General features: G+C 29.4%; 19 protein-coding genes. 10 read left to right on the top strand and 9 right to left on the bottom strand.

Translation table 11 applies throughout. The annotated features are described in order from the left end of the window. Positions 1-5: 5 nt before the first annotated feature. Positions 6-2,525, bottom strand: coding sequence for a DNA gyrase subunit A (gyrA, locus tag BST83_RS10460; RefSeq protein WP_104809735.1), 2,520 nt, complete (start codon positions 2,523-2,525; stop codon positions 6-8). Positions 2,526-2,788: 263 nt separating this feature from the next. On the opposite strand from gyrA, the gene BST83_RS10465 reads away from it, so the two are divergent. Continuing rightward, positions 2,789-5,356 (top strand): ATP-dependent Clp protease ATP-binding subunit, encoded by a 2,568-nt coding sequence (locus BST83_RS10465; protein WP_104809736.1) that lies wholly within the window; start codon positions 2,789-2,791, stop codon positions 5,354-5,356. 151 nt (positions 5,357-5,507) lie between these two features. Here BST83_RS10465 and hutH read toward each other — a convergent pair whose 3' ends face one another. After that, a complete protein-coding gene (gene hutH / locus BST83_RS10470; RefSeq protein ID WP_104809737.1) occupies positions 5,508-7,016 on the bottom strand; it encodes a histidine ammonia-lyase in 1,509 nt (502 codons plus the stop codon). A gap of 116 nt (positions 7,017-7,132) precedes the next feature. On the opposite strand from hutH, the gene BST83_RS10475 reads away from it, so the two are divergent. Continuing rightward, the gene (locus BST83_RS10475; protein WP_104809738.1) at positions 7,133-8,158 is read left to right on the top strand and encodes a TlpA family protein disulfide reductase; all 1,026 of its coding nucleotides are present in this window, start codon (positions 7,133-7,135) and stop codon (positions 8,156-8,158) included. A 293-nt stretch (positions 8,159-8,451) separates the two neighbouring features. Here the strand turns inward: BST83_RS10475 and BST83_RS10480 are convergent, their stop codons facing one another. The 6 genes from BST83_RS10480 to BST83_RS10505 form a co-directional block, all read right to left on the bottom strand. Next, on the bottom strand, positions 8,452-9,405 hold the full coding sequence (locus BST83_RS10480; protein WP_104809739.1) for an acetyl-CoA carboxylase carboxyltransferase subunit alpha: 954 nt from the start codon (positions 9,403-9,405) through the stop codon (positions 8,452-8,454). 74 nt (positions 9,406-9,479) lie between these two features. Further along, positions 9,480-10,394, bottom strand: coding sequence for a DMT family transporter (locus tag BST83_RS10485; protein ID WP_104809740.1), 915 nt, complete (start codon positions 10,392-10,394; stop codon positions 9,480-9,482). Further along, positions 10,381-11,472 carry an LptF/LptG family permease gene (locus tag BST83_RS10490; protein ID WP_205853573.1) on the bottom strand — a complete coding sequence of 364 codons (1,092 nt, stop codon included), beginning with the start codon at positions 11,470-11,472 and terminating at the stop codon, positions 10,381-10,383. Before BST83_RS10490 ends, BST83_RS10485 begins: the two co-directional genes overlap by 14 nt. 70 nt (positions 11,473-11,542) lie before the next feature. Next, positions 11,543-12,673, bottom strand: a complete 1,131-nt coding sequence (gene tgt, locus BST83_RS10495) for a tRNA guanosine(34) transglycosylase Tgt (RefSeq protein ID WP_104809741.1) — start codon at positions 12,671-12,673, stop codon at positions 11,543-11,545. 315 nt (positions 12,674-12,988) lie between these two features. Continuing rightward, positions 12,989-13,882, bottom strand: coding sequence for a 23S rRNA pseudouridine(2604) synthase RluF (rluF, locus tag BST83_RS10500; protein WP_104809742.1), 894 nt, complete (start codon positions 13,880-13,882; stop codon positions 12,989-12,991). 96 nt (positions 13,883-13,978) lie between these two features. Next, complete coding sequence (locus BST83_RS10505; RefSeq protein ID WP_104809743.1) at positions 13,979-14,581, bottom strand: alpha-ketoglutarate-dependent dioxygenase AlkB family protein; 603 nt, start codon at positions 14,579-14,581, stop codon at positions 13,979-13,981. 1,392 nt (positions 14,582-15,973) lie between these two features. On the opposite strand from BST83_RS10505, the gene BST83_RS10510 reads away from it, so the two are divergent. The 6 genes from BST83_RS10510 (at position 15,974) to BST83_RS10535 (ending at position 22,358) form a co-directional block, all read left to right on the top strand. Beyond that, entirely contained in the window at positions 15,974-17,356 is a 1,383-nt protein-coding gene (locus BST83_RS10510; protein WP_104809744.1) for a phospholipase D-like domain-containing protein, read from the top strand. Further along, positions 17,353-17,907, top strand: coding sequence for a vWA domain-containing protein (locus BST83_RS10515; protein WP_104809745.1), 555 nt, complete (start codon positions 17,353-17,355; stop codon positions 17,905-17,907). The genes BST83_RS10510 and BST83_RS10515 overlap by 4 nt, the downstream gene beginning before the upstream one ends. A 65-nt stretch (positions 17,908-17,972) precedes the next feature. Then, positions 17,973-18,167, top strand: coding sequence for a hypothetical protein (locus BST83_RS10520; RefSeq protein ID WP_104809746.1), 195 nt, complete (start codon positions 17,973-17,975; stop codon positions 18,165-18,167). Continuing rightward, positions 18,167-18,958, top strand: a complete 792-nt coding sequence (locus BST83_RS10525) for a hypothetical protein (RefSeq protein WP_104809747.1) — start codon at positions 18,167-18,169, stop codon at positions 18,956-18,958. The genes BST83_RS10520 and BST83_RS10525 overlap by 1 nt, the downstream gene beginning before the upstream one ends. After that, on the top strand, positions 18,951-21,011 hold the full coding sequence (locus BST83_RS10530; protein WP_104809748.1) for a protein kinase: 2,061 nt from the start codon (positions 18,951-18,953) through the stop codon (positions 21,009-21,011). The genes BST83_RS10525 and BST83_RS10530 overlap by 8 nt, the downstream gene beginning before the upstream one ends. After that, on the top strand, positions 21,012-22,358 hold the full coding sequence (locus BST83_RS10535; protein WP_104809749.1) for a DUF4407 domain-containing protein: 1,347 nt from the start codon (positions 21,012-21,014) through the stop codon (positions 22,356-22,358). It abuts the gene before it with no gap. Between the two features lie 586 nt (positions 22,359-22,944). On the opposite strand, the gene BST83_RS10540 is transcribed toward BST83_RS10535, so the two are convergent. After that, a complete protein-coding gene (locus BST83_RS10540) occupies positions 22,945-23,853 on the bottom strand; it encodes a helix-turn-helix transcriptional regulator (RefSeq protein ID WP_104809750.1) in 909 nt (302 codons plus the stop codon). A gap of 91 nt (positions 23,854-23,944) precedes the next feature. Between BST83_RS10540 and BST83_RS10545 the strand changes: the two genes are divergently transcribed. Together BST83_RS10545 and BST83_RS10550 are read left to right on the top strand one after the other, a co-directional pair. Next, complete coding sequence (locus BST83_RS10545; RefSeq protein WP_104809751.1) at positions 23,945-24,199, top strand: hypothetical protein; 255 nt, start codon at positions 23,945-23,947, stop codon at positions 24,197-24,199. A 468-nt stretch (positions 24,200-24,667) separates the two neighbouring features. After that, on the top strand, positions 24,668-24,970 hold the full coding sequence (locus BST83_RS10550) for a hypothetical protein (protein ID WP_104809752.1): 303 nt from the start codon (positions 24,668-24,670) through the stop codon (positions 24,968-24,970). Positions 24,971-25,090: the final 120 nt, after the last annotated feature.

Genomic DNA, 25,090 nt, shown 5'->3' on the forward strand with positions numbered 1-25,090 from the left:
TATTGTTATTCTTGATTTTCATTTGTATCATTTTCAATTTCCGTGCCACTTTCATTTTCATCATCAGCATCTTCGTTTTCAACTTCCTCTTCATGCACAACTTTCGCTACTGCTGCTATGCGATCATCGGCTTTAATTTTAATTAAACGAACACCTTGCGTTGCACGACCCATTACACGTAAATCTTCTACAGCCATTCTAATCGTAAGACCAGATCTATTGATAATCATTAAATCGTTAGAATTATCTACGTTTTTAATAGCTACTAAATTACCTGTTTTTTCAGAAATATTTAAAGTCTTCACTCCTTTACCTCCTCTATTGGTAACTCTGTAATCTTCTACACTAGAACGTTTTCCATACCCTTTTTCCGAAACTACAAGAATATCGCTGTTCATATCATCTACAGCAACCATACCAATAACTTCATCTTTATCGTGTTGTAAAGTTATACCTCTAACACCGGACGCAGTTCTTCCCATTGGTCTGGTTTTGGCTTCTTCAAAACGAATAGATTTACCAGATTTTAAAGCCAACATTACTTGGCTTTTTCCATTTGTTAATTTTGCCTCTAATAACTCATCACCTTCTTTAATCGTGATTGCGTTAATTCCGTTTAATCTTGGACGAGAATATTGTTCCAAAGAAGTCTTTTTAACTTGACCTTTTTTAGTTGCCATTATTATATAATGACTATTAATGTACTCTTCGTCTTTTAAATCTTCTGTAACTAAAAAGGCTTTTACGCTGTCATCTTGTTCAATATTGATCAAATTTTGCATCGCTCTACCTTTGGTGTTTTTACCACCTTCTGGAATTTCATAAACGCGCATCCAAAATACTTTTCCTTTTTGGGTAAAGAACAACATATATTGATGGTTTGTACCTACAAATAGATGTTCTAAGAAATCTTCATTCCTTGTAGTTGCTCCTTTTTGACCTCTTCCTCCTCTATTTTGAACTTTATATTCATCAAGATTTGTACGTTTTAAATAACCTGCATTAGAAATAGTAACGACTACTTTTGTATCAGGAATCATGTCTTCGATTCGCATATCACCACCTGCATATTCTATTACAGATCTACGATCATCACCATATTTATCTTTAATGTGCAATAATTCGTCTTTTATAATTTGATAACGTCTTGGTTCGTTTATCAAAATATCTTTTAAGTCAGCAATTGTTAACATAATTTCGTCAAATTCTGCTCTTAATTTATCTTGTTCTAAACCAGTTAACTGACGCAAACGCATTTCTACAATTGCTTTTGCTTGAATATCTGTTAACTCAAAACGTGTAATTAAACTTTCTTTTGCTTCATCAGCATTCGTAGAAGCTCTAATAATTCTTATTACTTCATCAATATTATCTGATGCAATAATTAGCCCTTCTAAAATATGCGCTCTAGCTTCTGCTTTCTTTAATTCGAATTCTGTTCTACGAACAACAACTTCATGTCTATGTTCAACAAAATAATGAATTAACTCCTTTAAGTTTAATTGTTCTGGTCTACCTTTTACCAAAGCAATATTATTTACACTAAAAGAGGTTTGTAATTGCGTGTATTTATATAATTTATTTAAAATGATATTAGGTATTGCATCACGTTTTAAGATATAAACAATACGCATACCATTTCTATCAGACTCATCCCTAATATTTGCAATTCCTTCTAATTTCTTATCATTAACAAGTTCAGCAGTTTTTTTAATCATTTCTGCTTTGTTTACTTGATAAGGGATTTCTGTAACAATAATGCATTCACGCCCTTTTACCTCTTCGATAATCGCTTTGGCACGCATTACAATTCGTCCACGACCCGTATGAAAAGCTTCTCTTACGCCATCATAACCATAAATAGTTCCTCCCGTAGGAAAATCTGGTGCAGTAATATGTTGCATTAACTCATCAATCTCAATATCTCTATTGTCAATATAAGCAATAGTACCATTTATAACTTCTGTTAAGTTATGAGGCGCCATATTAGTTGCCATCCCTACAGCAATACCAGAAGCCCCGTTTACTAATAAATTAGGAATTCTTGTTGGTAAAACAGTTGGTTCTTGTAGAGTATCATCAAAATTTAAACGGTGATCTACGGTGTCTTTATCAATATCAGCTAACATATCTTCTGATATTTTCTGCATTCTAACCTCTGTATAACGCATAGCTGCAGGAGAATCGCCATCAACAGAACCAAAGTTACCTTGGCCATCAACCATCATATAACGCACACTCCAAGGTTGTGCCATTCTTACCATAGAATCGTACACAGAAGTATCTCCATGTGGGTGAAATTTACCTAAAACTTCCCCAACAATTCTTGCTGATTTTTTATACGATCCAGTTGCTTTAATCCCTAATTCATGCATTCCAAATAAAACTCTTCTATGAACTGGTTTTAAACCATCTCTTACATCTGGTAATGCTCTTGAAACAATCACTGACATTGAATAGTCAATGTATGCAGCTTTCATTTGATCTTCAATGTTAATAGGAATTAACTTTTCTCCCTCTGCCATATATATTTTATTAATATTTGTTCAAATTTTTAAAACAGGGCAAGATACTACTTCTTATGATATTTTCAAAGGTTTTAAGCACTCTAATTAGTGAGAGTTATCAACATTTTTTAATGATTTTTAACATCAATTTATTTGCTTGATTTCCAAGAGTTTTCTATCTTGTTAAAAATAGTCAAACTGTCAGTATTTTATGTATTGGCATATTTTTTGTAATTATTCAAAAAAAAAAGGACTAAATTTACATCAATATAGAAAGAAATATGGACGATAATTTTTCACCAAAGGTTAGAGATGTAATCACTTTTAGTAAAGAAGAGGCATTAAGATTAGGCCACGAATTTATTGGAACTGAGCATCTAATATTAGGTTTAATTAGAAAAGGAGAAGGAAAAGCAATAGAAATTTTAACAGCATTTGATGTTGATTTAAACCTATTACGCAAGCGATTAGAACAATTAAATCCTTCCAATCCTTCATTTATAGACGCTACAGATAAACCTAGCTTGAGTTTAACAAGACAAGCAGAGAAAGCTTTAAAAACAACATTTTTAGAAGCTAAATTGTATCAAAGCGAATCGATAAATACGGCGCATTTATTACTGTGTATTTTAAGAAATGAAAACGACCCAACTACAAAGTTGATTCAAAAATACCATGTAAATTATGATGAGGCAAAAGCTTTATATAAACAGCTACATGTAGATAATACTGAAGCCGATTTACCTTCTAATCCAATTGCGGAGACGCCTTCGGATGATGAGGACTATGCATCAGAAAAATCAAATCCTTTTGACCAATCTCAAAAAGGGAAAAATTTAAAAAAATCTAAAACGCCAGTTTTAGATAATTTTGGTAGAGATTTAACTGATTTAGCAGAAAAAGGCAAATTAGATCCTGTTGTTGGACGACAAAAAGAAATTGAGCGTGTTTCTCAAATTTTAAGTCGTAGAAAGAAAAACAATCCAATGTTAATTGGAGAGCCTGGTGTTGGTAAATCTGCTATTGCAGAAGGTTTAGCATTGCGAATTGTTGAACGTAAAGTTTCAAGAATTTTATTTGATAAACGCATTGTTTCTCTCGATTTAGCGAGTTTAGTTGCGGGTACAAAATATCGTGGACAGTTTGAAGAACGCATGAAAGCGTTAATGAATGAGCTTGAAAAAAATGATGACATCATTTTATTTATTGATGAAATTCATACTATCGTTGGTGCAGGTGGTGCAACGGGCTCTTTAGATGCTTCTAACATGTTAAAACCAGCTTTGGCAAGAGGTGAAATACAATGTATTGGTGCAACTACGTTGGATGAATTTAGAACAAATATAGAAAAAGACGGTGCATTAGAACGTCGTTTTCAAAAGGTTCTTGTAGACCCAACAACGGTAGAGGAAACAATACAAATTTTACAAAATATTAAGAGCAAATATGAAGAACATCATCATGTAAATTATACAGATGATGCCATAGAAGCTTGTGTGAAATTAACGAACAGGTATATGACAGATCGTTATTTGCCAGACAAAGCTATTGATGCTTTAGATGAGGCTGGATCTAGAATTCACATCACAAATATTGTGGTTCCTAAACAAGTTTTAGAATTAGAATCTCAACTAGAAATTATTAGAGATAAGAAAACGAAAGCCGTAAATGGTCAGAAATATGAAGAAGCTGCCAAATTACGTGATGATGAAAAAAACATTGAAGCTGCGCTAAATTCGGCCCAAAAACAATGGGAAGATGACTCTAAATTAAATAGAGAAATTGTTACAGAAGACAATGTTGCAGAAGTAGTTTCTATGATGACAGGTATTCCTGTAAATAGAGTTGCAGAAGCAGAAACGCATAGATTGCACGAACTTCCATCCCTGATAAAAGGAAAAATAGTTGGGCAAGATGAAGCAGTAACGAAAGTTGTAAAAGCAATTCAAAGAAATAGAGTTGGTTTAAAAGACCCAAACAAACCAATTGGTTCATTTATTTTCTTAGGACAAACCGGCGTTGGAAAAACACAATTGGCGAAGGTTTTAGCACGTGAATTATTTGATTCTGATGATTCTTTAATTAGAATTGACATGAGTGAATACATGGAAAAATTTGCTATTTCACGTTTAATTGGTGCACCTCCAGGATATGTTGGTTATGAAGAAGGAGGCCAATTAACGGAAAAAGTTAGAAGAAAACCATATTCAGTCATTTTGTTAGATGAAATTGAAAAAGCGCATCCAGATGTATTTAATATGTTACTTCAAATTTTAGATGACGGACATATTACGGATAGTCTTGGTCGTAAAATCGATTTTAGAAACACCATAATTATTATGACCTCTAATATTGGCTCTCGTCAATTAAAAGATTTTGGCGGCGGAGTTGGTTTTGGAACTGAATCTAAAACAGCGCAAGCAGACGCGAACGCAAAATCTGTAATTGAAGGTGCTTTAAAAAAATCTTTTGCGCCAGAATTCTTGAACAGAATTGATGACGTAATTGTCTTTAACGCATTAGAAAGAGAAGACATACATTCTATAATTGATATTGAGTTAGGTAAATTACTAAGTAGAATCTTTGATTTAGGGTATACTTTAGAGTTAAGTGATAAAGCTAAAGATTACATTGCAGACAAAGGTTTTGATAAAAAGTATGGAGCAAGACCGCTTAAAAGAGCAATTCAGAAATACATTGAAGATGCTTTAGCAGAAGAAATTGTAAACTCGAAACTTTCTGAAGGAGACACCATTTCAATGGATTTAGATGAAGAAAAAAACGAGCTCACCATCAACATTAAAAAAGGTAAAAAGAAAGCTGAAACGAGAACAGAGACAAAATCTTAAAGTAATACAATCCCAAACGAAAGTTTGGGATTTTTTTGCATCAAAAAAAAAGGTTTTTTACCTATTGCCTTTTTACCTAAAAATTATAACTTCGCTAACGACTGATATAAGTCATAACACCGTAATCATATCAGTATTAAGTCAGTAAACCCTACTCAAACAACTCCAAACTATCAATTTCTAAAGAAGTAATAAAATTAGAAGCATTTACAATATCATAATGTAATACTCTGTCTTCTTCTACAATGGTCACCTCTTGCCGAAACAAACCAACGATACTTTCTAAAAATGGCGAAGTTTTTCCATTTGCAAAACTCAAAGCTTGTGATGCTGTAAACAATTCTATCGCTAAAATGGTTTGTAAATTATCAACAACTTTTTTACATTTTGTCGCGGCATTTGCACCCATAGAAACATGATCTTCTTGCCCATTACTTGACTCAATAGAGTCTACACTTGCGGGTGTTGCATATTGTTTATTCTGACTTACAATGCTTGCTGCCGTGTATTGCGGAATCATAAAACCTGAATTTAATCCAGGATTTGAAATCAAAAAAGGTGGTAAATGTCTATGGCCACAAACTAATTGATACGTTCTTCTTTCGGATATGTTTCCTAATTCTGATACTGCAATTGCTAAAAAATCTAAACCTAAAGCCAAAGGTTGTCCATGAAAGTTTCCACCAGAAATAATTTCATCTTCATCTACAAAAATATTAGGATTGTCGGTAACTGAATTTATTTCCGTTAAAAAGGTCTTGGTTACAAACTTTATGGTGTCTTTTGTTGCACCATGAACTTGCGGCATACATCTAAAAGAATATGGATCTTGCACGTGTTGTTTTTCTTGCAAAATCAGCTCACTATCTTCCAATAAATCTTTAATTCTTTTTGCCGTTTTTATCTGTCCGTTATGTGGTCTAGCGAAGTGAATTAATTCGTTAAAAGGTTCAATTCTTCCATCAAAACCCTCTAAAGAAATGGCACCAATTACATCCGCTAAATAAGATAATTTATATGTTTTTAACAGACAGTGAATTCCATAAGCAGACATAAATTGCGTTCCATTTAACAATGCCAAACCCTCCTTTGATTGCAATTTTATTTTATCCCAAGAAAATATCTTTAACAATTCTTCGGATGAAATTATTGCATCCTTATAATATACTTTTCCTAATCCTATTAAAGGCAAAGACAAATGTGCCAAAGGTGACAAATCTCCTGAAGCTCCCAGAGAACCTTGTGTAAAAATGACAGGAGTAACATCGTTGTTATAAAAATCAATCAATCTGTTTACCGTTGCTAATTGCACACCAGAATGCCCATAACTCAATGCCTGAATTTTAAATAAAATCATCAGTTTTACAATTTCTTTTGGCACTTCATCTCCTGTTCCGCAGGCATGACTCATTACTAAATTTTCTTGTAATTTCTGTAAATTATTGTCATCAATCTTTACATTATACAAAGCTCCAAAACCTGTGTTAATTCCGTAAATTGGCTTCGAAATCGATTTTGTTTTTTCATCCAAATAAGACCTACATTTTTCAATTTTCTGAATTGCACTTTCTGATAAAGCTATCTTTTTATCCGTAGAAATAATTTCCTGAATTTTAGATAAATCTAAAGGTGTTGTATCTATATAATGAAATGTGTTCATGTCTTGGATAAATATTTTGTCAAAAGTGCAAATTCAAAGCGGCATAAACAAACGATTTTAACTATTTTTCTGTGAATTAAAATTTTATATTTGCATCAAATTTGAAATTTTTAAAAATGAAGAAAATTAGTTTACTTTTATTTGGCTTGTTGATGATGTATTCTTGCAAACAAGAGCAGCCAAAAGATTACCTTACTTTATCCGGTAAAATAGAAAATAATAGAGATTCTATCATCTCAATTGCAAGCAGAGAAGGAGTTATAAAAGAAATAATTATAAATTCTGATGGTACTTTTAAAGATACTTTAAAAGTAGAAAGTGCTGCAATTTATACTTTTGAAGTAGGCAACCAAAGAGCTCCTATTTATTTAAAAAACGGCTATAATATTTCTTTAACAGGGAATTCTGAGGACTTTTTAAAAAGCTTTAAATTTTCTGGAGAAGGTTCTTCTAATAGTAATTTTATAATTGCACAAGTAGAAAAAAGTCAAAGTATAGGAAATCCGCAAGAAATTTTAAGCTTAGAAGAAGTTGAGTTCAAAAATAAAGTGGCTCAAATAAAGTTTGCATACGATAGTATTTTAGACTCTTACACCAATTTAGACAGCACTTTATATACTTCTGTAAAAGCTCAAAACAATCAAATAATTGATTATTTTAACAATGCTTACGGCAAAAGTAAGTTTATGGAGAAAGGAAAACCTTCACCTATTTTTGAAAATTACGCGGATATAAAAGGTGGTGTAAAGTCATTAGAATCTTTTAAAGGCAAATTCGTTTATATTGATATTTGGGCAACTTGGTGTGGCCCGTGCATTCAACAAATACCTTATTTGCAAAGTTTAGAAAAAGAATACCACGGTAAAAACGTCGAATTTGTTAGTATTTCTACTGATGAATCTCAAAGAAGTGGTGGTTCTTGGGAAGCTGCAGAGAAAAAATGGAGAGATTTTATAAAGGATAGAAACATGACAGGAGTTCAACTTTGGTCTGGACAAGATTTTTCTTTTCAAGAAGCATATCAAATTAATTCAATTCCAAGGTTTATTTTAATAAGTCCAGAAGGAACTATTTTAGATGCAGATGCACCAAGACCCTCTGACCCGGATTTAAAATCGTTATTTACTTCCTTAGGAATTTAGTTCTAAGGAATAAAATGTTTATGTAATTGAAGCTAAAATAACAAGGATTTAGAAACTAGAAAATATAATTTTATACAAGAACTTTTTAGTGGGTAAAAATCAATTATGATTTCCTGTATTTTTTTTTACCAATAAAGATCCTAACATTATTTATACAAGAAGAATTTAATCACATAAAAAAGGGGAAATTCTAAATTTAGAATTTCCCTTTTTTATCAAATACATTTTATCTTTTTCTTGTATATTTTGTCACTTTTATATTCCTGTACTCTTTAAGGCCTAAAACAAAAAAATTACTCTTTATAAACGCCCATATTAGCGTATTTATCCATTCTTTGAGCAACTAAATCTACATGCGTTAAGTCTTTCAACTCATCAAAAGCTGATAAAATTTGTTTTTCTACTGCTTTAAAAGCTCCTTCTCTGTTAGAATGCGCCCCGCCAACTGGTTCTTTAATTATACCATCAATTAACTTTAACCTTTTCATATCAGTTCCTGTTAATTTTAAGGCTGCAGCTGCTTGTTCTTTAAACTCCCAACTTCTCCATAAAATAGAAGAACAAGATTCCGGAGAAATAACGGTATACCAAGTATTTTCCATCATATAGACTCTATCTCCTACTCCAATTCCTAATGCGCCTCCAGAAGCTCCTTCACCTATAACCACGGTTATAATCTGAGTTTTTAAACGTGTCATTTCAAAAATATTTCTGGCAATTGCTTCACCTTGTCCGCGCTCTTCTGCTTCCAAACCAGGATAGGCACCAGGAGTATCCAATAAAGTAACTACAGGAATTCCGAATTTCTCCGCCATTTTCATTAAACGCAACGCTTTTCTGTATCCTTCAGGATTTGCCATTCCGAAATTTCTAAACTGACGCGTTTTGGTATTGTATCCTTTTTGTTGACCAATAAACATAAAAGATTGATCGCCAATTTTACCTAAACCGCCAATCATTGCTTTATCATCCTTTACATTTCTATCTCCATGAAGTTCCATAAAAGTGGTGCCACAAATAGCTCTAATATAATCTAAAGTATAAGGTCTGTTTGGGTGTCTAGAAAGCTGAACTCTTTGCCAAGGCGTTAAATTTTTATAAATATCTTTTCTAGCTTCTGCTAGTTTTTTTTCAATTTTTTTACAGGTTGCAGTAACGTCTACATCACTTTCTGTACCAATAATTTGACATTTTTCAAGCTGATCTTCAAGCTCTTTTATTGGCATTTCAAAATCTAAATATTCCATTTTACAGTTATTTTGATATAGTTCTTTGGGTCAACAAACATACTATAAAATTTACTTTTTTAAGCAGATTGGGTTTACTTTTTTAGTTTGATCTTTTGTAGGAATTTTTCCTTAAACTTCGATTTGTTGCTAATAATTCCGTTTAACAAAACAACACCAAGAACAATACAGGCGCCTAAATAAAATTCAGGATTCATTTTTTCTTTATCCCCAAAAATAAATAATGCCAAAATAATAGCATAAATTGGTTCTAAATTTATGGTTAACATTACTGTATACGGAGATAAATATTCCATCACTTTTACGGATGCAATAAAAGCATAAGCCGTGCAAATACTACTTAAAATAACTAAATACATCCAATCTAAATTTGATAAATCAAAAAAAGCAATTGAAAATCTATTATTAATAAGTAAGTAAACAGTCACAAAAAGAACTCCAAATAAAAGTTGATAAAAAGAAATTCGATTTGCATCATATCTTTTGATAAAAAGACCGTTTAAAACAGCAAATAGTGACCCTAGAAAGGATGCAATTAATGCATAAAAGATTCCTAATTGATACTGACTTTCAAAATTAAAAATGATGTATAAACCAACAATCACTAATAATCCTAAAACAATTTCTAATAATTTAACTTTCCTTTTAAAAAATATTGGTTCTATTAATGATGTAAAAAAAGCACCTGTACTCATCGTTACTAAAGCCACTGAAACGTTAGAAACTTTGATCGCTTTAAAGAAGAAAATCCAATGAGTTGCGATGACAATTCCTGTAAATAAAAATTTAAGTAATCCTGTTTTATCCAAATAAAAACTTTTCTTTTTAATAAGAAAATAAATAGCAATAAACAACACTGCTAAACCCATTCTAAAGAAAACTAACGGAATTGCATCAATCGTAATTAAGGCACCAAGTATTGCCGTAAAACCCCAAATAAAAACGATAAGATGTAATAACAGGTAGTTTTTTAATTTATTTTCTAGCATTGTAATAGAGATAAATGGCTATTAACCCAAAAAAGAAATTGGGCATCCAAACATATAATAATGAATTTACGCCAGCAACAGCGCCTAATACTTCAGAAATTTTCATCAGAAAAACATACAAAAACATAATAGCAACTCCTATTGCCAAATTAATTCCTGTACCCCCTCTTTTCTTTCTAAAAGATAGTGCTACAGCAATAATTGTAAGAATATAACTAGATATTGGTAAACTTGTTCTTTTATGAAATTCAACCAAATAGGCGTTTAAATTTTTAACACCTCTTTTCTTCGAAATTCTAATAAATTTTATCAATTCATTTGAAGGCATTTCTTGAGAAAGAGCAGACTTATAAATTAAATCTTTAGGTGTAAAATTAAAAACAGTATCAATTTTATTACCAGAAAAAATACTATCTCTATCTTTATATATTTGTCGTTTTCGCCAATTTTGAATCGAAAAAACAGAATCTTTTGGGTTAAATCTAATATTATCCGCTACTAATTTTGATTTTAATTTTAGGCCATCATACACTTCCGAAGTAAAATCGTAACCAGCATTTGTTTCTGTATTAAAGTTTCTGATAAAAATGTATGTACTATCAGTTAATTGCAGGCTAAAATCACTTACATATTTAAGTTCATTTTTTTGCACACTATTACTAATGTATTCTTTTTCGAACTTTTTTCTTGTTTTGCTACTATTAGGAACCACAAAATGATTCATTAAAAGTGATAATATTGTTACTAAAGTCGCTCCTATAAAATACGGGTACATCAACCTCGTAAAAGAAATTTTCGCATTTGTAATCGCAATAATTTCTGTATTATTAGATAGTTTTGAAGTGAATAAAATTACAGCAATAAACAATGCCAAAGGCATAAAAGTATTTGTATAATAGATGATAAAATTTACATAATATTCATTTACAACTTGATAAAACCCTAAATCTGCGTGTTCTAAAAAGTTATCAATTTTTTCTGATACATCTATAGCAATTGCAATAGGAATCAAGATTAATAAGGTAAACAAGAAGGTTACCAAAAATTGTTTTAATATGTACCAGTCTATTATTTTCACTTAAAATGTTTAATCGTGTAATTGTTTATTTGTGTAACTGTTTACTAACAACTGAAAACTATTTACTTTTTTAAAGTCGTTTATCCATTTGAACTACCATTTTATCTTTCCATTCTCTAAAATCGCCTGCTAAAATATGCTTTCTTGCTTCGCGCGTTAGCCATACATAAAAACCTAAATTATGAATGGAGGCAATTTGTTTTCCTAACATTTCTTTAGCTGCAAAAAGATGACGCAAATACGCTTTTGTATAATAGGTATCTACCCAAGTAGTTCCTAGTTCGTCAATTGCAGAAAAATCATCTTCCCATTTCTTATTTTTGATATTGATCGTTCCGTGTGCTGTAAATAACATTCCGTTTCTAGCATTTCTTGTTGGCATTACGCAATCGAACATATCAATACCTAACGCAATATTTTCTAAAATATTTATTGGTGTTCCAACGCCCATTAAATAACGTGGTTTGTCTTCTGGTAAAATAGCTGTTACCACTTCTGTCATTGCATACATTTCTTCCGCAGGTTCCCCAACAGAAAGTCCGCCAATAGCATTTCCTTGCGCTCCAGCATTTGCTATATATTCTGCAGATTGCTGACGTAAATCTTTATACGTACTTCCTTGAACTATCGGGAAAAATGTTTGTTCAAATCCGTATTTAAAAGGTAATTTTTCTAGGTGATTTATACATCTGTTTAACCATCTATGCGTCATGTGCATAGAACGTTTTGCATAATTATAATCGCAAGGATACGGTGTACATTCATCAAACGCCATAATGATATCTGCGCCAATTGTACGCTGCGTTTCCATAACATTTTCTGGTGTAAAAAAGTGCATCGAACCATCTATATGACTCTTAAATTTCACGCCTTCTTCATTAATTTTTCTTCTTGCTGATAAAGAATATACTTGATAACCACCCGAATCTGTTAAGATATTGCGATCCCAATTCATAAACTTGTGCAAACCACCGGCTTTTTCTAAAATATCTAAGCCTGGACGTAAATACAAATGATAGGTGTTTCCTAAAATAATATCAGGATTTATCTCGTTTTTTAGTTCTGTTTGGTGAACTCCTTTTACAGTACCAACAGTGCCAACAGGCATAAAAATTGGAGTTTCTATAACACCATGATCCGTAGTTAATACTCCTGCTCTGGCCTTACTTTTGGGGTCTGTTATTTTTAAGTCGAATTTCAATCGTTTACATTTTGATGATTTTTGCAATTAAAATTAATTACAAAAGATAAGAACAAGCGTTGCCAATTTGTTCTCTCATTTACTTATTTTAAAATGATTTTGAAACAAATAAATTTTGTTTCATTGTTGGCAAAGATAGTACTATTTAAGAATTGAGAAATAAAATGAAGTTTTATAAAAAACTAAAAAGTTAAGGCACATTTTTAAGCAGTAAGTATGCGCGTTAAGGATTGAAATGGAAATCCTTTTTTATTTTTTTTTTAAAATAAAAAAGATTGTAATGCAAAGCCTGACCTGAAAGGAAACGCCCAAAAATTATCTATGTTTCTTTTTTGAGGAATAACCACCAGAGTTATTCGTTTTATTTTTAGGTGATAATTTTCTAAAAGAAGCACTCTTTTTATTGAAATCATTTTTTGCTGGCGCGCTATTTCTTTTCAGTTTGGTAGCTTTTGGCTTCTCTTCCATAGTAGAAGCTTCTTCGGTTTTAGACGATTCAGAAATCATTTTATTAATTTCTTTCATTTCCTCGTCTGTCAATTCTCGCCAATCTCCTGTTTGCAGATAGCCAAGCTCTACATTCATTATTCTAGTTCGTTTTAACTTTATAACTTCATAATCTAAATATTCGCACATTCTACGAATTTGACGATTTAAGCCCTGAGTTAAAATAATTTTAAAGATTTTATCACTTATTTTTTCTATTGAACATCTTTTGGTTACGGTTCCTAAAATCGGAATTCCGTTTGCCATTTGTTCTATAAAATCGTCGGTAATTGATTTGTCTACAGAAACAAAATATTCTTTCTCATGGTTATTACCTGCACGTAAAATTTTATTAACGATATCGCCATCATTGGTTAAGAAAATTAATCCTTCGGATGGCTTGTCTAAACGCCCAATTGGAAACAAGCGCTCTGGATAATTCATAAATTCTATGATGTTATCTGGCTCTCTTTCATCGGTAGTAGAAACGACACCAACGGGTTTATTTAGAGCAATATATAAGGTAATATTTTTTGGCTCAACAAGACGACCGTCTAGTTTTACAACATCTTTTTTGGCAACTCTATTTCCCAATTGAGTTGCTTTACCATTAATGGTAACTCTGCCTTCTGTTATAAATTTTTCTGCTTCTCTGCGTGAGCAAATTCCTGAAGAACTTATATACTTGTTTAAGTTTATAGATGGTTGTTTTGTATTATCCAAAATAAAATAATTTTATGCAAAAGTACAAACTATTTCAAGGTGTTAAAACGTCTTATTGAAAAATAATTTAAAGAGGTTAATTTCCGAGGTTCAAACTTAAATTTCTACGGTTCTAAACGTTAAATTAATTCGTGGTAAATTCACTTTTTTAGTTGGAGGCAATCTATGCTGCCAATTGGTTTGTGTGTCTTTTTTCATGACTAACAAACTTCCTCTTTCTAGAACAACATCAATTCTTTGTTTGTTTTCTTTGTGTTTAAAAGAAAACTTGCGTTCGGCGCCCAAAGATAGTGATGCGATTGCACCGTTTTTTAGCAACATTTTTTCTCCATCCGAATGATATCCCATTCCTTCATCTCCAGAGTGATATAAATTTAAAAGACAGGAATTATATGTTTCGCCACTTACTTTTTCGATAATTTCTTTGAGTTCTAACAATTCTTTTGTGAAGATATTTGCAGTTTTTGTAACTTTAGAATAGGTATACGAATATTCTGATTCGCCATACCAAGCAACCTTTCTTTTGGTGGTTATTTTTTTACCGAAAATAATTGCTTCATCATTTTTCCAGTTGATGTGTTCTAATAATTGCTGATAGTAATAATCGGCTTTTTCTTTATCTAGAATTATACCGTGATAATTTGTAACGCCATCAAAAGGCAAAATATTTCTAATTATTTCTTGATTAAATAAATCCATATGTAAAAATAAAAAAACAATATGATATTTTTAACCAATTACAGCGCTGTTTTTAAATATTATCTACAGTTGCTTGTAAAATCCTGAAATTGAACAAAAAAATGCTATTTACACTCTTACTTCTTTAAGCAAAATATCAAAATAACCTTTGATTCGCTTTGTAAAGAATGTAGGTGAAGAAAAACCTAAAAACAAAAATAACTGATGACTAAAAAATACTTTTCTAAAGTTTCTTTCAGGTTATTGATTATTGGGTCCCTAATTTTTTTCAGTCATTTAATCCTAAACCTGACAAAAAAAAGAATAAATATGAATATGATAAGTTTACTTTTAATAATAATCTTTAGTCTTATAATTAGATATTTTTTTTTAAAAATATCTAATTTCAAAAAATAAACTCAATATTAAATGTGGTTTTTTACTTATAAACCAATTGAAATCAAGAATATAACAAAATTAAGTAGTAATATTTCTTCATCAGCAGTTTCATTTAACCGAATTGATTTAGAACATATACATTTTATGCAAATCCTACAGAAACAGAATGGATTGTTATTATAATTTTAGAATTAAATGTTTGGAGTTTTTACTTTTATAAGGAAGCTAAATATGAGGCTAAGTAATCTTTTCACGTTTCAACAGGAAAATCCATTGATGCTTTTTGTTGATTACCGTTTTTTCTATGGAAAATAAAAACCCACAACAAATGTTGTGGGTTTCTTTTGCGGAGAAAGAGGCTCCGTACACTATAAATATATGTCAATGTTTTCGGGGTTTTCCTTAGTTTACAACTCAATAGGGTAACACATAGGGCAACTCAAAATGTTTTTAATCTACAATACAAAGATAAAAATTTATTGCATTAAAAGGAAATTAAATAGACTAATCAATCTTCAACTGTACATTATAAAATTTTTAATAAAAAAGAACATTTGAGTAAAAACCTTAAATAAAACAGAAGAAATATGAATGTAAAAGTTGTTAAATTAGTTTCTGTACATGATGAAACATTATTCAAAATAGCAACTTATTACATATTAAATACGCTTTAAAATGAATTAAAAATACTAATAAGTCGAATTTAATAAACTTTGAAAGTCACATACACATATTGAGCGATGGATGTGCAGCTATTTTACATAATACAAGTTATAATATCAAAATGCTTTCATTGGTTTGCTATGCAGCTTTAATTTATTTTGTAGTTATAACTGCACATTATGTAACTTAGCTTTGGAGATTATTTTAGATAACACCAAATATTTTTAAAACGTAATAATTTTTAAAAAAAACAGGATAAATTAAAATTGATTTAATATATTTATAAATCTTAGGTTTTTACCAAGATCTTCTCGATTTTGGTGTCGCTATGAAACTATAAAAAAATGCTAAATGAAGGTAAACAGTTATTTCACGAAACAAGGTGATGTAAAAGAAATTATTATTAATAAACTATCTACCGCACAAAACAAAGTGCTTGTTGCTGTTGCTTGGTTTACAGATACAGTCCTTTTTGACAAGCTACTTGAACTGCAAGAAAAAGGTATTCTTATTGAAGTTATTATTACTAAACATCAATTTAATACAGAAAGTAGAAATAATTATCAACTTATAGAAGAGAAAGGCTTCTTTGCAGAACTTGGCAGTGATGACCAATTGATGCACATGAAATTTTGTGTAATAGATTATGATACTGTTATCAGTGGTTCTGCAAACTGGTCTAACAGAGCATTTACGGTTAATAATGAAGAAATAACAATAGTTACTGGCAACACTCAAAGAACAAATGATTTTATAGAAGAATTTGATAGGTTAAAAGAGTTGTCAGGTAAATTTAAAATGAATGAAGAAGCATTAGATGTTTCAAAAGCATTTAAAAAATTTAAACTTATTAGAGCTTTTGTAGACTTAGGAGAAATAACAAAAATTCAACCTTATATTCATGAACTAAAATCTATAAAAGAATTAACCTCAATCACAAATCTTTTATTAGCGGGTAAATATGATATCGCTTTTAAAGAGATTACAAAATTTGAAAAAGAATACACGCAACTTATTGATGTAAGTGTAATTGAAAAAGCACAGATACTCTCTCAAATTAAATTAATATCTTATCAAATTGAAATTCTTGAAATTAAAAAAACAGAAACAGAGGCAGAAATAGAACAATTTAATCATAGATATATTATAGAATTAAACCCTTTAATTTCTAAAATTTTAGCACTTAAAAAGAAAATTTATGAAAAGCTAAAAAAACATGGAATTGATGATGATACTTTTAAAAAAATTGAAGAAGAATTTAATCAAAAGAACAAAGAATACCAAGAGGAATTAAAGGTAGAAATACCGGAATTAAACGATGAAGAAACTGCAGATATTAAAAAAATGCATCGAGAAGCTGTAAAATTATGCCATCCAGATTCATCAAGTTGTATATACGAAGACAAAGAAGAAGCTTCAAAAATTTTTAATGAGCTAACCAATGCAGTAAAAACAAATAACATTGAACAAGTACGGTTTATTTGGAATGCACTAAAGCAAGGAAACCCTATTTCTGATATTAACGCTTTTGATGAATTAGAACACTTACGAGTAAAATTAGAGACTTTAAAATCAAAATATAATTATCTATTTAATAAACTGTCTGAAATAAAATTATCTCAAACTTATGAGTTAATCTCAAAAATAGATGATTGGAGCGAGTATTTTGAAAATCAAAAAAGCTTATTAAAAAAAGAATTTGAAAGTTTAAATAAGAAATTTGTTAAAACATGAGTAAAGAATTACAGAAGCAAGGAAAAGGTGGTTTGAAAAATTCAAGAATTGGAAAACTTGATTTACTTAATATAAATACATCTGCATTATCAGCATGTTTAAACGACATTGCTATTCCAAGATTATTTTATCAATTAGTCATTTTTGTTATAGATGGCTCAAATTCTATGAATGAAAATTCAAAAAATGGAGTATCAAAAGCTCAAGAAATTGACAACGGAATAAAATTAATATTAGAAAGACTCAAAAAAAGTAAGAACCATAATTCATTTGATATTTGTTTTTTATCTTTTTCTGAAGATTTTATAGACATCTTTTCAGTAAAAAATGTAAAAGATATTTCATCTAACCAATCTTTTAATCCCTTAAACTATATTAAACCTAAAGGGACGAAATTATTTGGAGCATTAATGCATACAAAAGAAATTATTAATAATTATTCTTTAAAAAATAAAGGGAAAAATTGCCAAGCATTAATTCAAATACTTTCGGATGGTGCAATTAGTGATTATGATCAATCAATTAAAATTATAAATGAAATAAAAAAATAAATAATACAACAATATCCTGTCAATTCCTTGAATCACATATTGAAGAAGGTCAAGAATGGTATTCTATGACTGAATCAACTGGAGAGATTGATTATAATTCTAGATGGACTATTGAAGAAGTTCGAAAAGATGAAAAAAAAATAGCAAATAGGTTTAAATTATTTGCTACAAGTACTGATTTCTTTATGACCTCTATTGATCCAGAAGAAATAAGAAAACATATGATTAAGAGTATTTCAACAGTTTCAAAAATAGACTAATGTATTTTTCTGTAAAACATATTGATGTAAAGTTAAATCAAGATTATGCCGATTTTGAAATTACTGAAAATAAAAAATCATTAATTCTTTGCGATGGTATAGGGGAGTTTAAAGATTCTGGTATTGTATCAAAATTTGTTGTAGAACAATTTATCAGCAAAAACTATGAGACTTTAACTGAATTAATCCTTGACGTAGAATTAGAAAAAATTCTACGTCAAGGAATTGAAGGTGGTACAACGTTTATTAGCGCAATAAATAAAAATAATTCAGATGATTTAGAGATTGAGTATCTTGGTAATGGGGGAATTATTCATTTATATGGTGATTTTTTTACCAACTCAAATACCAATGAACCTTACAGGTATGGTGAAATAATGATTCCACACATTTCGCCTAATGGAGCTTTAACAAAACATATTTCTCATAATAGTGGTAAAGTTGAATTCGCATCATCAAAAATAAAACTTAATTTAAATTATATTGCTGGAGATATTATTTTATTGTTTAGTGATGGTATTTCTTCTCTTGAAGATAAAGTGATTTTAAAAGATAATCAAAATAGGTTTTGGAGAAATGAAAACCCTGCTATTCAATTAATATTAACCGAATTAGATAAATTTCTAGATTTAAATAAAAAGACAGAAGATTTTGAGGAAAATTTAGCTAATTTTAATAATGATATTTTATTAAAACTTAAAAAAGAGGATTATCTAGAGGATGACGCTTCATTAGGAATTATTATCACTAAAAATGTTTTAAATCATTATATAGAAAAATTGGATGATTAAAACACTTTCAAATATTACAAATATATCAGTTATAGATCAAAATGTAAAAGACGATATACTTTCTTTTACAAAAATTGAATTTGATGATAATGAATTAGGCTCTGGAGGGTTTGGTTCTGTTCACAGCGTACAATCCATAGATGCTAAACCTAAAAATGATTTTGTTTTAAAAATTTTTACAGAAGAAGAACATAAAGAACATGCTTTCGAAACAATAGAACGACTTCATCAAAAAATAAAAAAACATCAACAAAAAACCAAAACACCAATATATCATGACTTTCCTGAATTATTGGGCCTACCATTTATAGCATTTAAAGGTTACAATGATACTACGGAAAAACATTGTGTAGCATTTTTAATGTATAATCTTGAAAAACTAGATTATGAAGATTATGGGAGTGATGCATCACAATTGGAAGATTATAAAAAATTAAATCTAAATGATAAACTTTACCTCGCTTATCAACTGTCAAAAACTATTGATTTTTTACATCAAATAAATTTTATTCATGCTGATCTAAGTGAAAACTCATTATGGTTTAATTCTAAAAGGAAACAATTAGCTATTATTGACTTTGATAGCGGCTATCATTTTGATTCACAAGATAAGCCCACAACTATTGGTAAAATAGGTCACTGGATTGGAAGTAAATATAGAAATATCATAGGACAGAAAAAAGATTCATCAAACTTAACAACTTTAGATAGACTTTATGAAGAGTATTGGGTTTTAGCAAATGCCAACTTTGAAATTATATTTGGTGTAATGCCATTTTTCTTTTTATCTGATACTGATGACAATACAAAAAAAACATATCTTAAAAAACATGTTTGGCCAAACATTGAATATTCATCTGAATTATTTAATAAGGCAAATACGAACCAACATCAAGGCATTTTAGATATTTTGAAGCAACTTGAGGAAGCAGGATTTTCAGAACTAATTGAGGCTTTTAAAATTGTATTTAATTCGGGATATACTGCTGAAAATAAAAGGTTAACCTCGAAAGAGTGGAGAGATTTACTTTTTGTATTTAATGAGTCTTTAGAGAATAAACCTTTAATCAAATGGTTTAAAAGTAGTGAAAATAGTATAAAGCAAAAAAATGAAAAAGTATCCTTTTCTTTCGATGCAGAAAAATATAATCGAATTTATGTCGATAATGTTTTAGTACCATTTAATAAGAATAAAATAACTTTATCATTTCAAGATCATAAACAGGTTACATTAAAAGTTGTAAATGATTTTGAAATTGTTGAAGATTTCATTGAAATAAAGGCTGATAAGATTGCTCCGATAATTTCAAAATTTAAAGCAACCAAGTTGTTGAGGGATTCATTAGATCCTGTAGAATTGAGTTGGAGTGTTGAAAATGCTAAAACTATTACTATTTCAAACACGGATAAATTATCATTTAAAGATGATTCTGTGAAAGTTAAACCCAAAGTTGAAACATCTTATGTTTTAACTGCTATAGGTTTTTTTGATGAGGAAATAACTTCAGAAATTACAATTGATGTAATTAAACCCATTATTGAATCATTTACTTGGGAAATAAATTTAGATATAGCTATTAATAATATAGATCTAAATTGGCAAACTAATTATACTGAAAGTGTTGAAATATTGCCGAATGTAAAAGAGAAAAACCCAATTGGAACGGCTCACGTTATAATAAATAAAGAAACAATTTTTAAATTGATAGCTAAAGGGTTATTCAGTAATATAGAAAAAGAAATTACAGCTGAACCTTTTCCTGTTCCAGTTGTTAAACAAATATTTGCGGAAGCACCTAAAATTGAAATTACCACGAATATTAATTTAAAGGAAGTAAATTTTCCTAAGGAATTATTAACAGTAAATAATATTCAATTTTCAAATGAAGTGCATTTCAATAATTTTGAAATTGACTCTACAGAATTGAAAAACACACTTGAATTCCCACTATTTGAATATGAAAATGTTCTTGAAAAGAAAATCTATAGAAAGAAAATTACTGTAACAGATATATATAAGAGAGTAATCAAAAAATTAATAAAAATTACATAAATGAAAAAGTTAATTAAATATCCATTTCAGAAATTATATAAATTCTTTTTATGGTCATCTGGTGCCGATTTAGCTATTTTAGAAAAAGCCCAAACAGATGCAAACAAATATTTTGGTATAGGAGGTACAATAATTTTCACATCTTTAATGGCTTCTTTTGCTGGTGGATATGCTTTTTTTACAGCATTTAATGAGGAAATGTTCGATGTAAATGGAGTTTTTATAGGTTATACAACTTCGAGTCAAATATTGTCAATATTCTTTGGATTATTTTGGGGAGCATTGATATTTAATCTTGATAGATATATTGTTTCAACTTTTGGGGTAGGTGATGGCAAAAGAACCATCTCAAAACAAGAGTTAATAGAAGCTGCTCCCAGACTTATTATGGCTATGTTATTGGGTTTTGTAATTGCAACACCACTAGAACTAAAACTTTTTGAAAGGGAAATTAATGCTGAAATTAGCACTCAGATTGCGATTGTAAATGGTACAATCATAAAATCTGGTGAAAACGACCCGGTCTTAACAAGATTAAAAGACGAAAGAAGGGAGTTATCAACTAATATAACTAATAGAAATAAGATTATTGAGGATAAAAGAACTTTTTGGGAAAATGCTAATAAAGATAAAAACGATGAATGGAATTTAGGAAAATTTAGTGGAAAAAGAGGTAAAGGAGGATATTATGATGATCTTAAAAAAGTAGCGGATGAATCAGAAGCTTCTTATTTATCCGCAAAGAATGAGTTTACTACGATAAACACAAAAGATTATACTCGAATAGATGAGATTGACAAAAAAATTACTTTAAGAGCAACGTTAACACAGTCTGAAATAGAATCAAGAAAAACAATTCAAGCACAAAATGATGGTTTAATTGCTAGGTTAAAAGCATTAGATAATTTAATGTATCAAGAAATACCTTATTATGAAATTAAGAATGGAGAAAAAGAACTTGTAAGAGTTGAAAGAGAAAAAACTGTAGTTTGGTACGCTAAATGGCTCATAACACTTCTATTTATTTTTATAGAGATAGCACCTATTATGTTTAAAATGATGACAGAAAGAGGTACTTATGATGATATTTTAGATAGAATAAAACATGAAGCTAAAGTAAAAGAACTTTTATTACAGTCAAACATTAATCAAGAAGTTAATATGGCAGTAAAACTCCACAAAGATAAAAATGAACAGAAATTAAACGCTGAATTATTAGCCAATAAAGATTTACTCAAATCAATTTCTTCTGCTCAAGCTGAAATAGCTAAAGTAGCTATTGAAGAATGGAAGAAAGAGCAACTAGATAAAGTTACTAAAAATCCATCAAGTATGATAAAATCGTAATTTTAAAAAAAAATATTACTTATTAATACTACGATATTCAGTATTATAGATAATTTTATTCATTATAAATTGGGTTTAACTTAAATAAAATAATTTTATAATAAATAACTACACCCCAAAAAAATCATTCACATTTTTATATTCACCATCAGGAAAAAGGTAATATATACGTAAAGATTTACATCTTCTTTTTATAGCTTTTAAATTAGCCCGATCGCTCGGATATGTTCTTTAGAAAACGTTAGCGCGGATGCAATCAGGGCAAGCATAGTGAATCGACACAGGAAAGTTGCAACCGGAATCACTAAAAAAGGGATTATAAAATAGATTGCAATTTCATCATTGGAATGGACACGGATTCCAAATCCGCGACAGCGTGATAGCGGTCAAGCTTGAAGTTCGAACTCGACACGAACAAGTGACTTACGGGTTATGATCTCAATTAAATAATTGATTTACAATTTTTTAGCCTTTTTATTACTTAACTCGTTTTATAAAACGTGTTCAGTTTAGAGCGGACTATTGTTATATTTTCTTATTGCAATTTGGTGATTTTTATTAACCGATTACTGATTCGTCTTAATTATTATTTATAATTATTCAAACTTTTCTCTAGCAAACCAATAACCTCATCCCTTAAATATTGAGGACTCAATACTTCTACTTCAGCTCCTATTTTTAAAATTTGAGTTTTAAATTCGTAATTTGGATAGAGATAAAAATCTACTTGGTGTTTATGCTCTTTATTTTTATTGTGGATAATTTGAGATTGGTGCAGCGGCAAACTTCTCATATATTTTACATGTAATTCATCTACCAATAAACTTACCTTTTCAGGTTGTCCTTTACCATAGGTCAAGCCAACAGTATGTTCAAATTTAGATAATTTTTTAAAATAATCTTTTCTCTTTTTATTTGAAAATTCTTTAATTTCAATATTAGAAATCCTGTCCAAGCCAAAAGTTCTAATAGTATCATTATTATCAATTACACATATTACATACCATCTATTTAAGTATTCTTTTAGTATTAAAGGTGTTACCGTGTATGGTTTTGTTGAATTTTTCCAATAGTTTTCATGCTGAAAAGTAATTTCTCTATTATCCTTAATAGCTAATAAAAGATCTTTTAAATTGTCTATTCCTTTAAAATTTTTAGAATCATCAAAACTCACATATTCTAACATCTTATTACTGTCTTTTAAACTCTTGGTAAATATATCTGCTACTTGAACTATTTCTAAAAATTTAAAAAATGAATCTACTTTTACACTTTTTTCTTCATTTATAAAATACCCTCTTTCTTTTGAATCATACTCAATTTCAATTCCAAAATCTGCTCTAATCTTTTCTAGATAACGTTCTATTGTCCTTGAAGCAACTGCAAGGTCTTTTTCTATTAGATACTTTAAAATAGCCTCTTTTGTAGGATATTTATTATCATATACATACTGTATTAACAATTGAATTCTTAAAGAAATTATATAACTAGACATCGGTTTTTCTATTATTTTTTTAAAGATAATAAAAATGTGCGACACATAATGGCGAACCTGTTCGGTATTTTTGTATTTAAAATTATTACAAATGATAACTGTAAAATTATTCGGAGAAGGTTGTTATATACATTTATTAGACTCAAGTGATAAGACTGTAAATACTTACCAAAAAATTGCAAGTAGCATGAATATCCCTTTAAATGAGGCTCTTTTAGACATTGGTTTTTTCTTGAAAATGAATTCAGACATTCAGGGTATTCACCAACTAATTATAGATTCTTTTGGAGGTTTACTTCCAGTTTATCCAGCTTATATAGAAATTTCGTTTAATCAAAAAAAGTAGCTAAAATAAATCTTCAAGAATTAATTAATATAAGTACGTTATTTCCTCTGTATAATGTTGCTTTTATAAACTTTAATAATCATCAATTTGATAAAGGAATTTATTTAAAAGAAACTGTTATTGGCTGCATCGGTGTTTATAGGTTACCTGTAAATATTTTTAATATAGATTTCTTTTCTTTCACTATTCTGCATTCATCATTTACAGAACTTGCATTATTAATAAATTTCACTTACAACGATACGTCTTTCAAAAAAGTAAAAGAAGATTGCTTAACTAAAAAGCAAGAAATTATAATACTATAAAAATTTAAGACCGTCACAATATGGCGAATCTGTTTTAGTTCTTTGTATTATCTTAAATATATAAGAAATAAACTAAGGGAGGTGGTTCAGTAATTTGCAACCAAAAACCAGAATTTATATAGAGTAGCTATTTTCTTTTTAACTTTTTAATGTATTGTAATTAATGACTCATAATAACATAAAAGATCCTGTTTTAGATATAATATACGAGCACAAATGTGATCCTAATTTAGTTATAAAGTGGTTAGAATTAAAGGAATTGTTTAATGAAAATTTTAAAAAAAGAATATACGACTGGATATTATTTTTTAAAAATATTGATTCTTCAAAAATAAAATATTTTGATTCTCAAACTCTTAGCTTTTTTAATGATTCTGTAAATGTAATTTTAAAACTGGCTTTGGAAGAAGAGTGGCTTTCACAGACTTATCACGAATTTAATATTAGTAAAAATTTTACCATTTAGTTTTTAATTCAGGAAATTTAACCCATTTTCAAGATGAGAATGATGCCATTTATTTCTTAAAAACTAGTATTGTTTATAGTTACTATTATGATATAATTTCTGTCTCGATTATTAAAACTA

Source organism: Polaribacter filamentus, assembly GCF_002943715.1.
GTDB classification, from domain to species: domain Bacteria; phylum Bacteroidota; class Bacteroidia; order Flavobacteriales; family Flavobacteriaceae; genus Polaribacter; species Polaribacter filamentus.

Excerpts from the sequence above, each read along its gene's own strand:
- gyrA (WP_104809735.1), bottom strand. The coding sequence starts at position 2,525 with ATGGCAGAGGGAGAAAAGTTAATTCCTATTAACATTGAAGATCAAATG.
- BST83_RS10465 (WP_104809736.1), top strand. The coding sequence starts at position 2,789 with ATGGACGATAATTTTTCACCAAAGGTTAGAGATGTAATCACTTTTAGT.
- hutH (WP_104809737.1), bottom strand. The coding sequence starts at position 7,016 with ATGAACACATTTCATTATATAGATACAACACCTTTAGATTTATCTAAA.
- BST83_RS10475 (WP_104809738.1), top strand. The coding sequence starts at position 7,133 with ATGAAGAAAATTAGTTTACTTTTATTTGGCTTGTTGATGATGTATTCT.
- BST83_RS10480 (WP_104809739.1), bottom strand. The coding sequence starts at position 9,405 with ATGGAATATTTAGATTTTGAAATGCCAATAAAAGAGCTTGAAGATCAG.
- BST83_RS10485 (WP_104809740.1), bottom strand. The coding sequence starts at position 10,394 with ATGCTAGAAAATAAATTAAAAAACTACCTGTTATTACATCTTATCGTT.
- BST83_RS10505 (WP_104809743.1), bottom strand. The coding sequence starts at position 14,581 with ATGGATTTATTTAATCAAGAAATAATTAGAAATATTTTGCCTTTTGAT.
- BST83_RS10510 (WP_104809744.1), top strand. The coding sequence starts at position 15,974 with ATGAAGGTAAACAGTTATTTCACGAAACAAGGTGATGTAAAAGAAATT.
- BST83_RS10515 (WP_104809745.1), top strand. The coding sequence starts at position 17,353 with ATGAGTAAAGAATTACAGAAGCAAGGAAAAGGTGGTTTGAAAAATTCA.
- BST83_RS10520 (WP_104809746.1), top strand. The coding sequence starts at position 17,973 with ATGACTGAATCAACTGGAGAGATTGATTATAATTCTAGATGGACTATT.
- BST83_RS10525 (WP_104809747.1), top strand. The coding sequence starts at position 18,167 with ATGTATTTTTCTGTAAAACATATTGATGTAAAGTTAAATCAAGATTAT.
- BST83_RS10530 (WP_104809748.1), top strand. The coding sequence starts at position 18,951 with ATGATTAAAACACTTTCAAATATTACAAATATATCAGTTATAGATCAA.
- BST83_RS10535 (WP_104809749.1), top strand. The coding sequence starts at position 21,012 with ATGAAAAAGTTAATTAAATATCCATTTCAGAAATTATATAAATTCTTT.
- BST83_RS10540 (WP_104809750.1), bottom strand. The coding sequence starts at position 23,853 with ATGTCTAGTTATATAATTTCTTTAAGAATTCAATTGTTAATACAGTAT.
- BST83_RS10545 (WP_104809751.1), top strand. The coding sequence starts at position 23,945 with ATGATAACTGTAAAATTATTCGGAGAAGGTTGTTATATACATTTATTA.
- BST83_RS10550 (WP_104809752.1), top strand. The coding sequence starts at position 24,668 with ATGACTCATAATAACATAAAAGATCCTGTTTTAGATATAATATACGAG.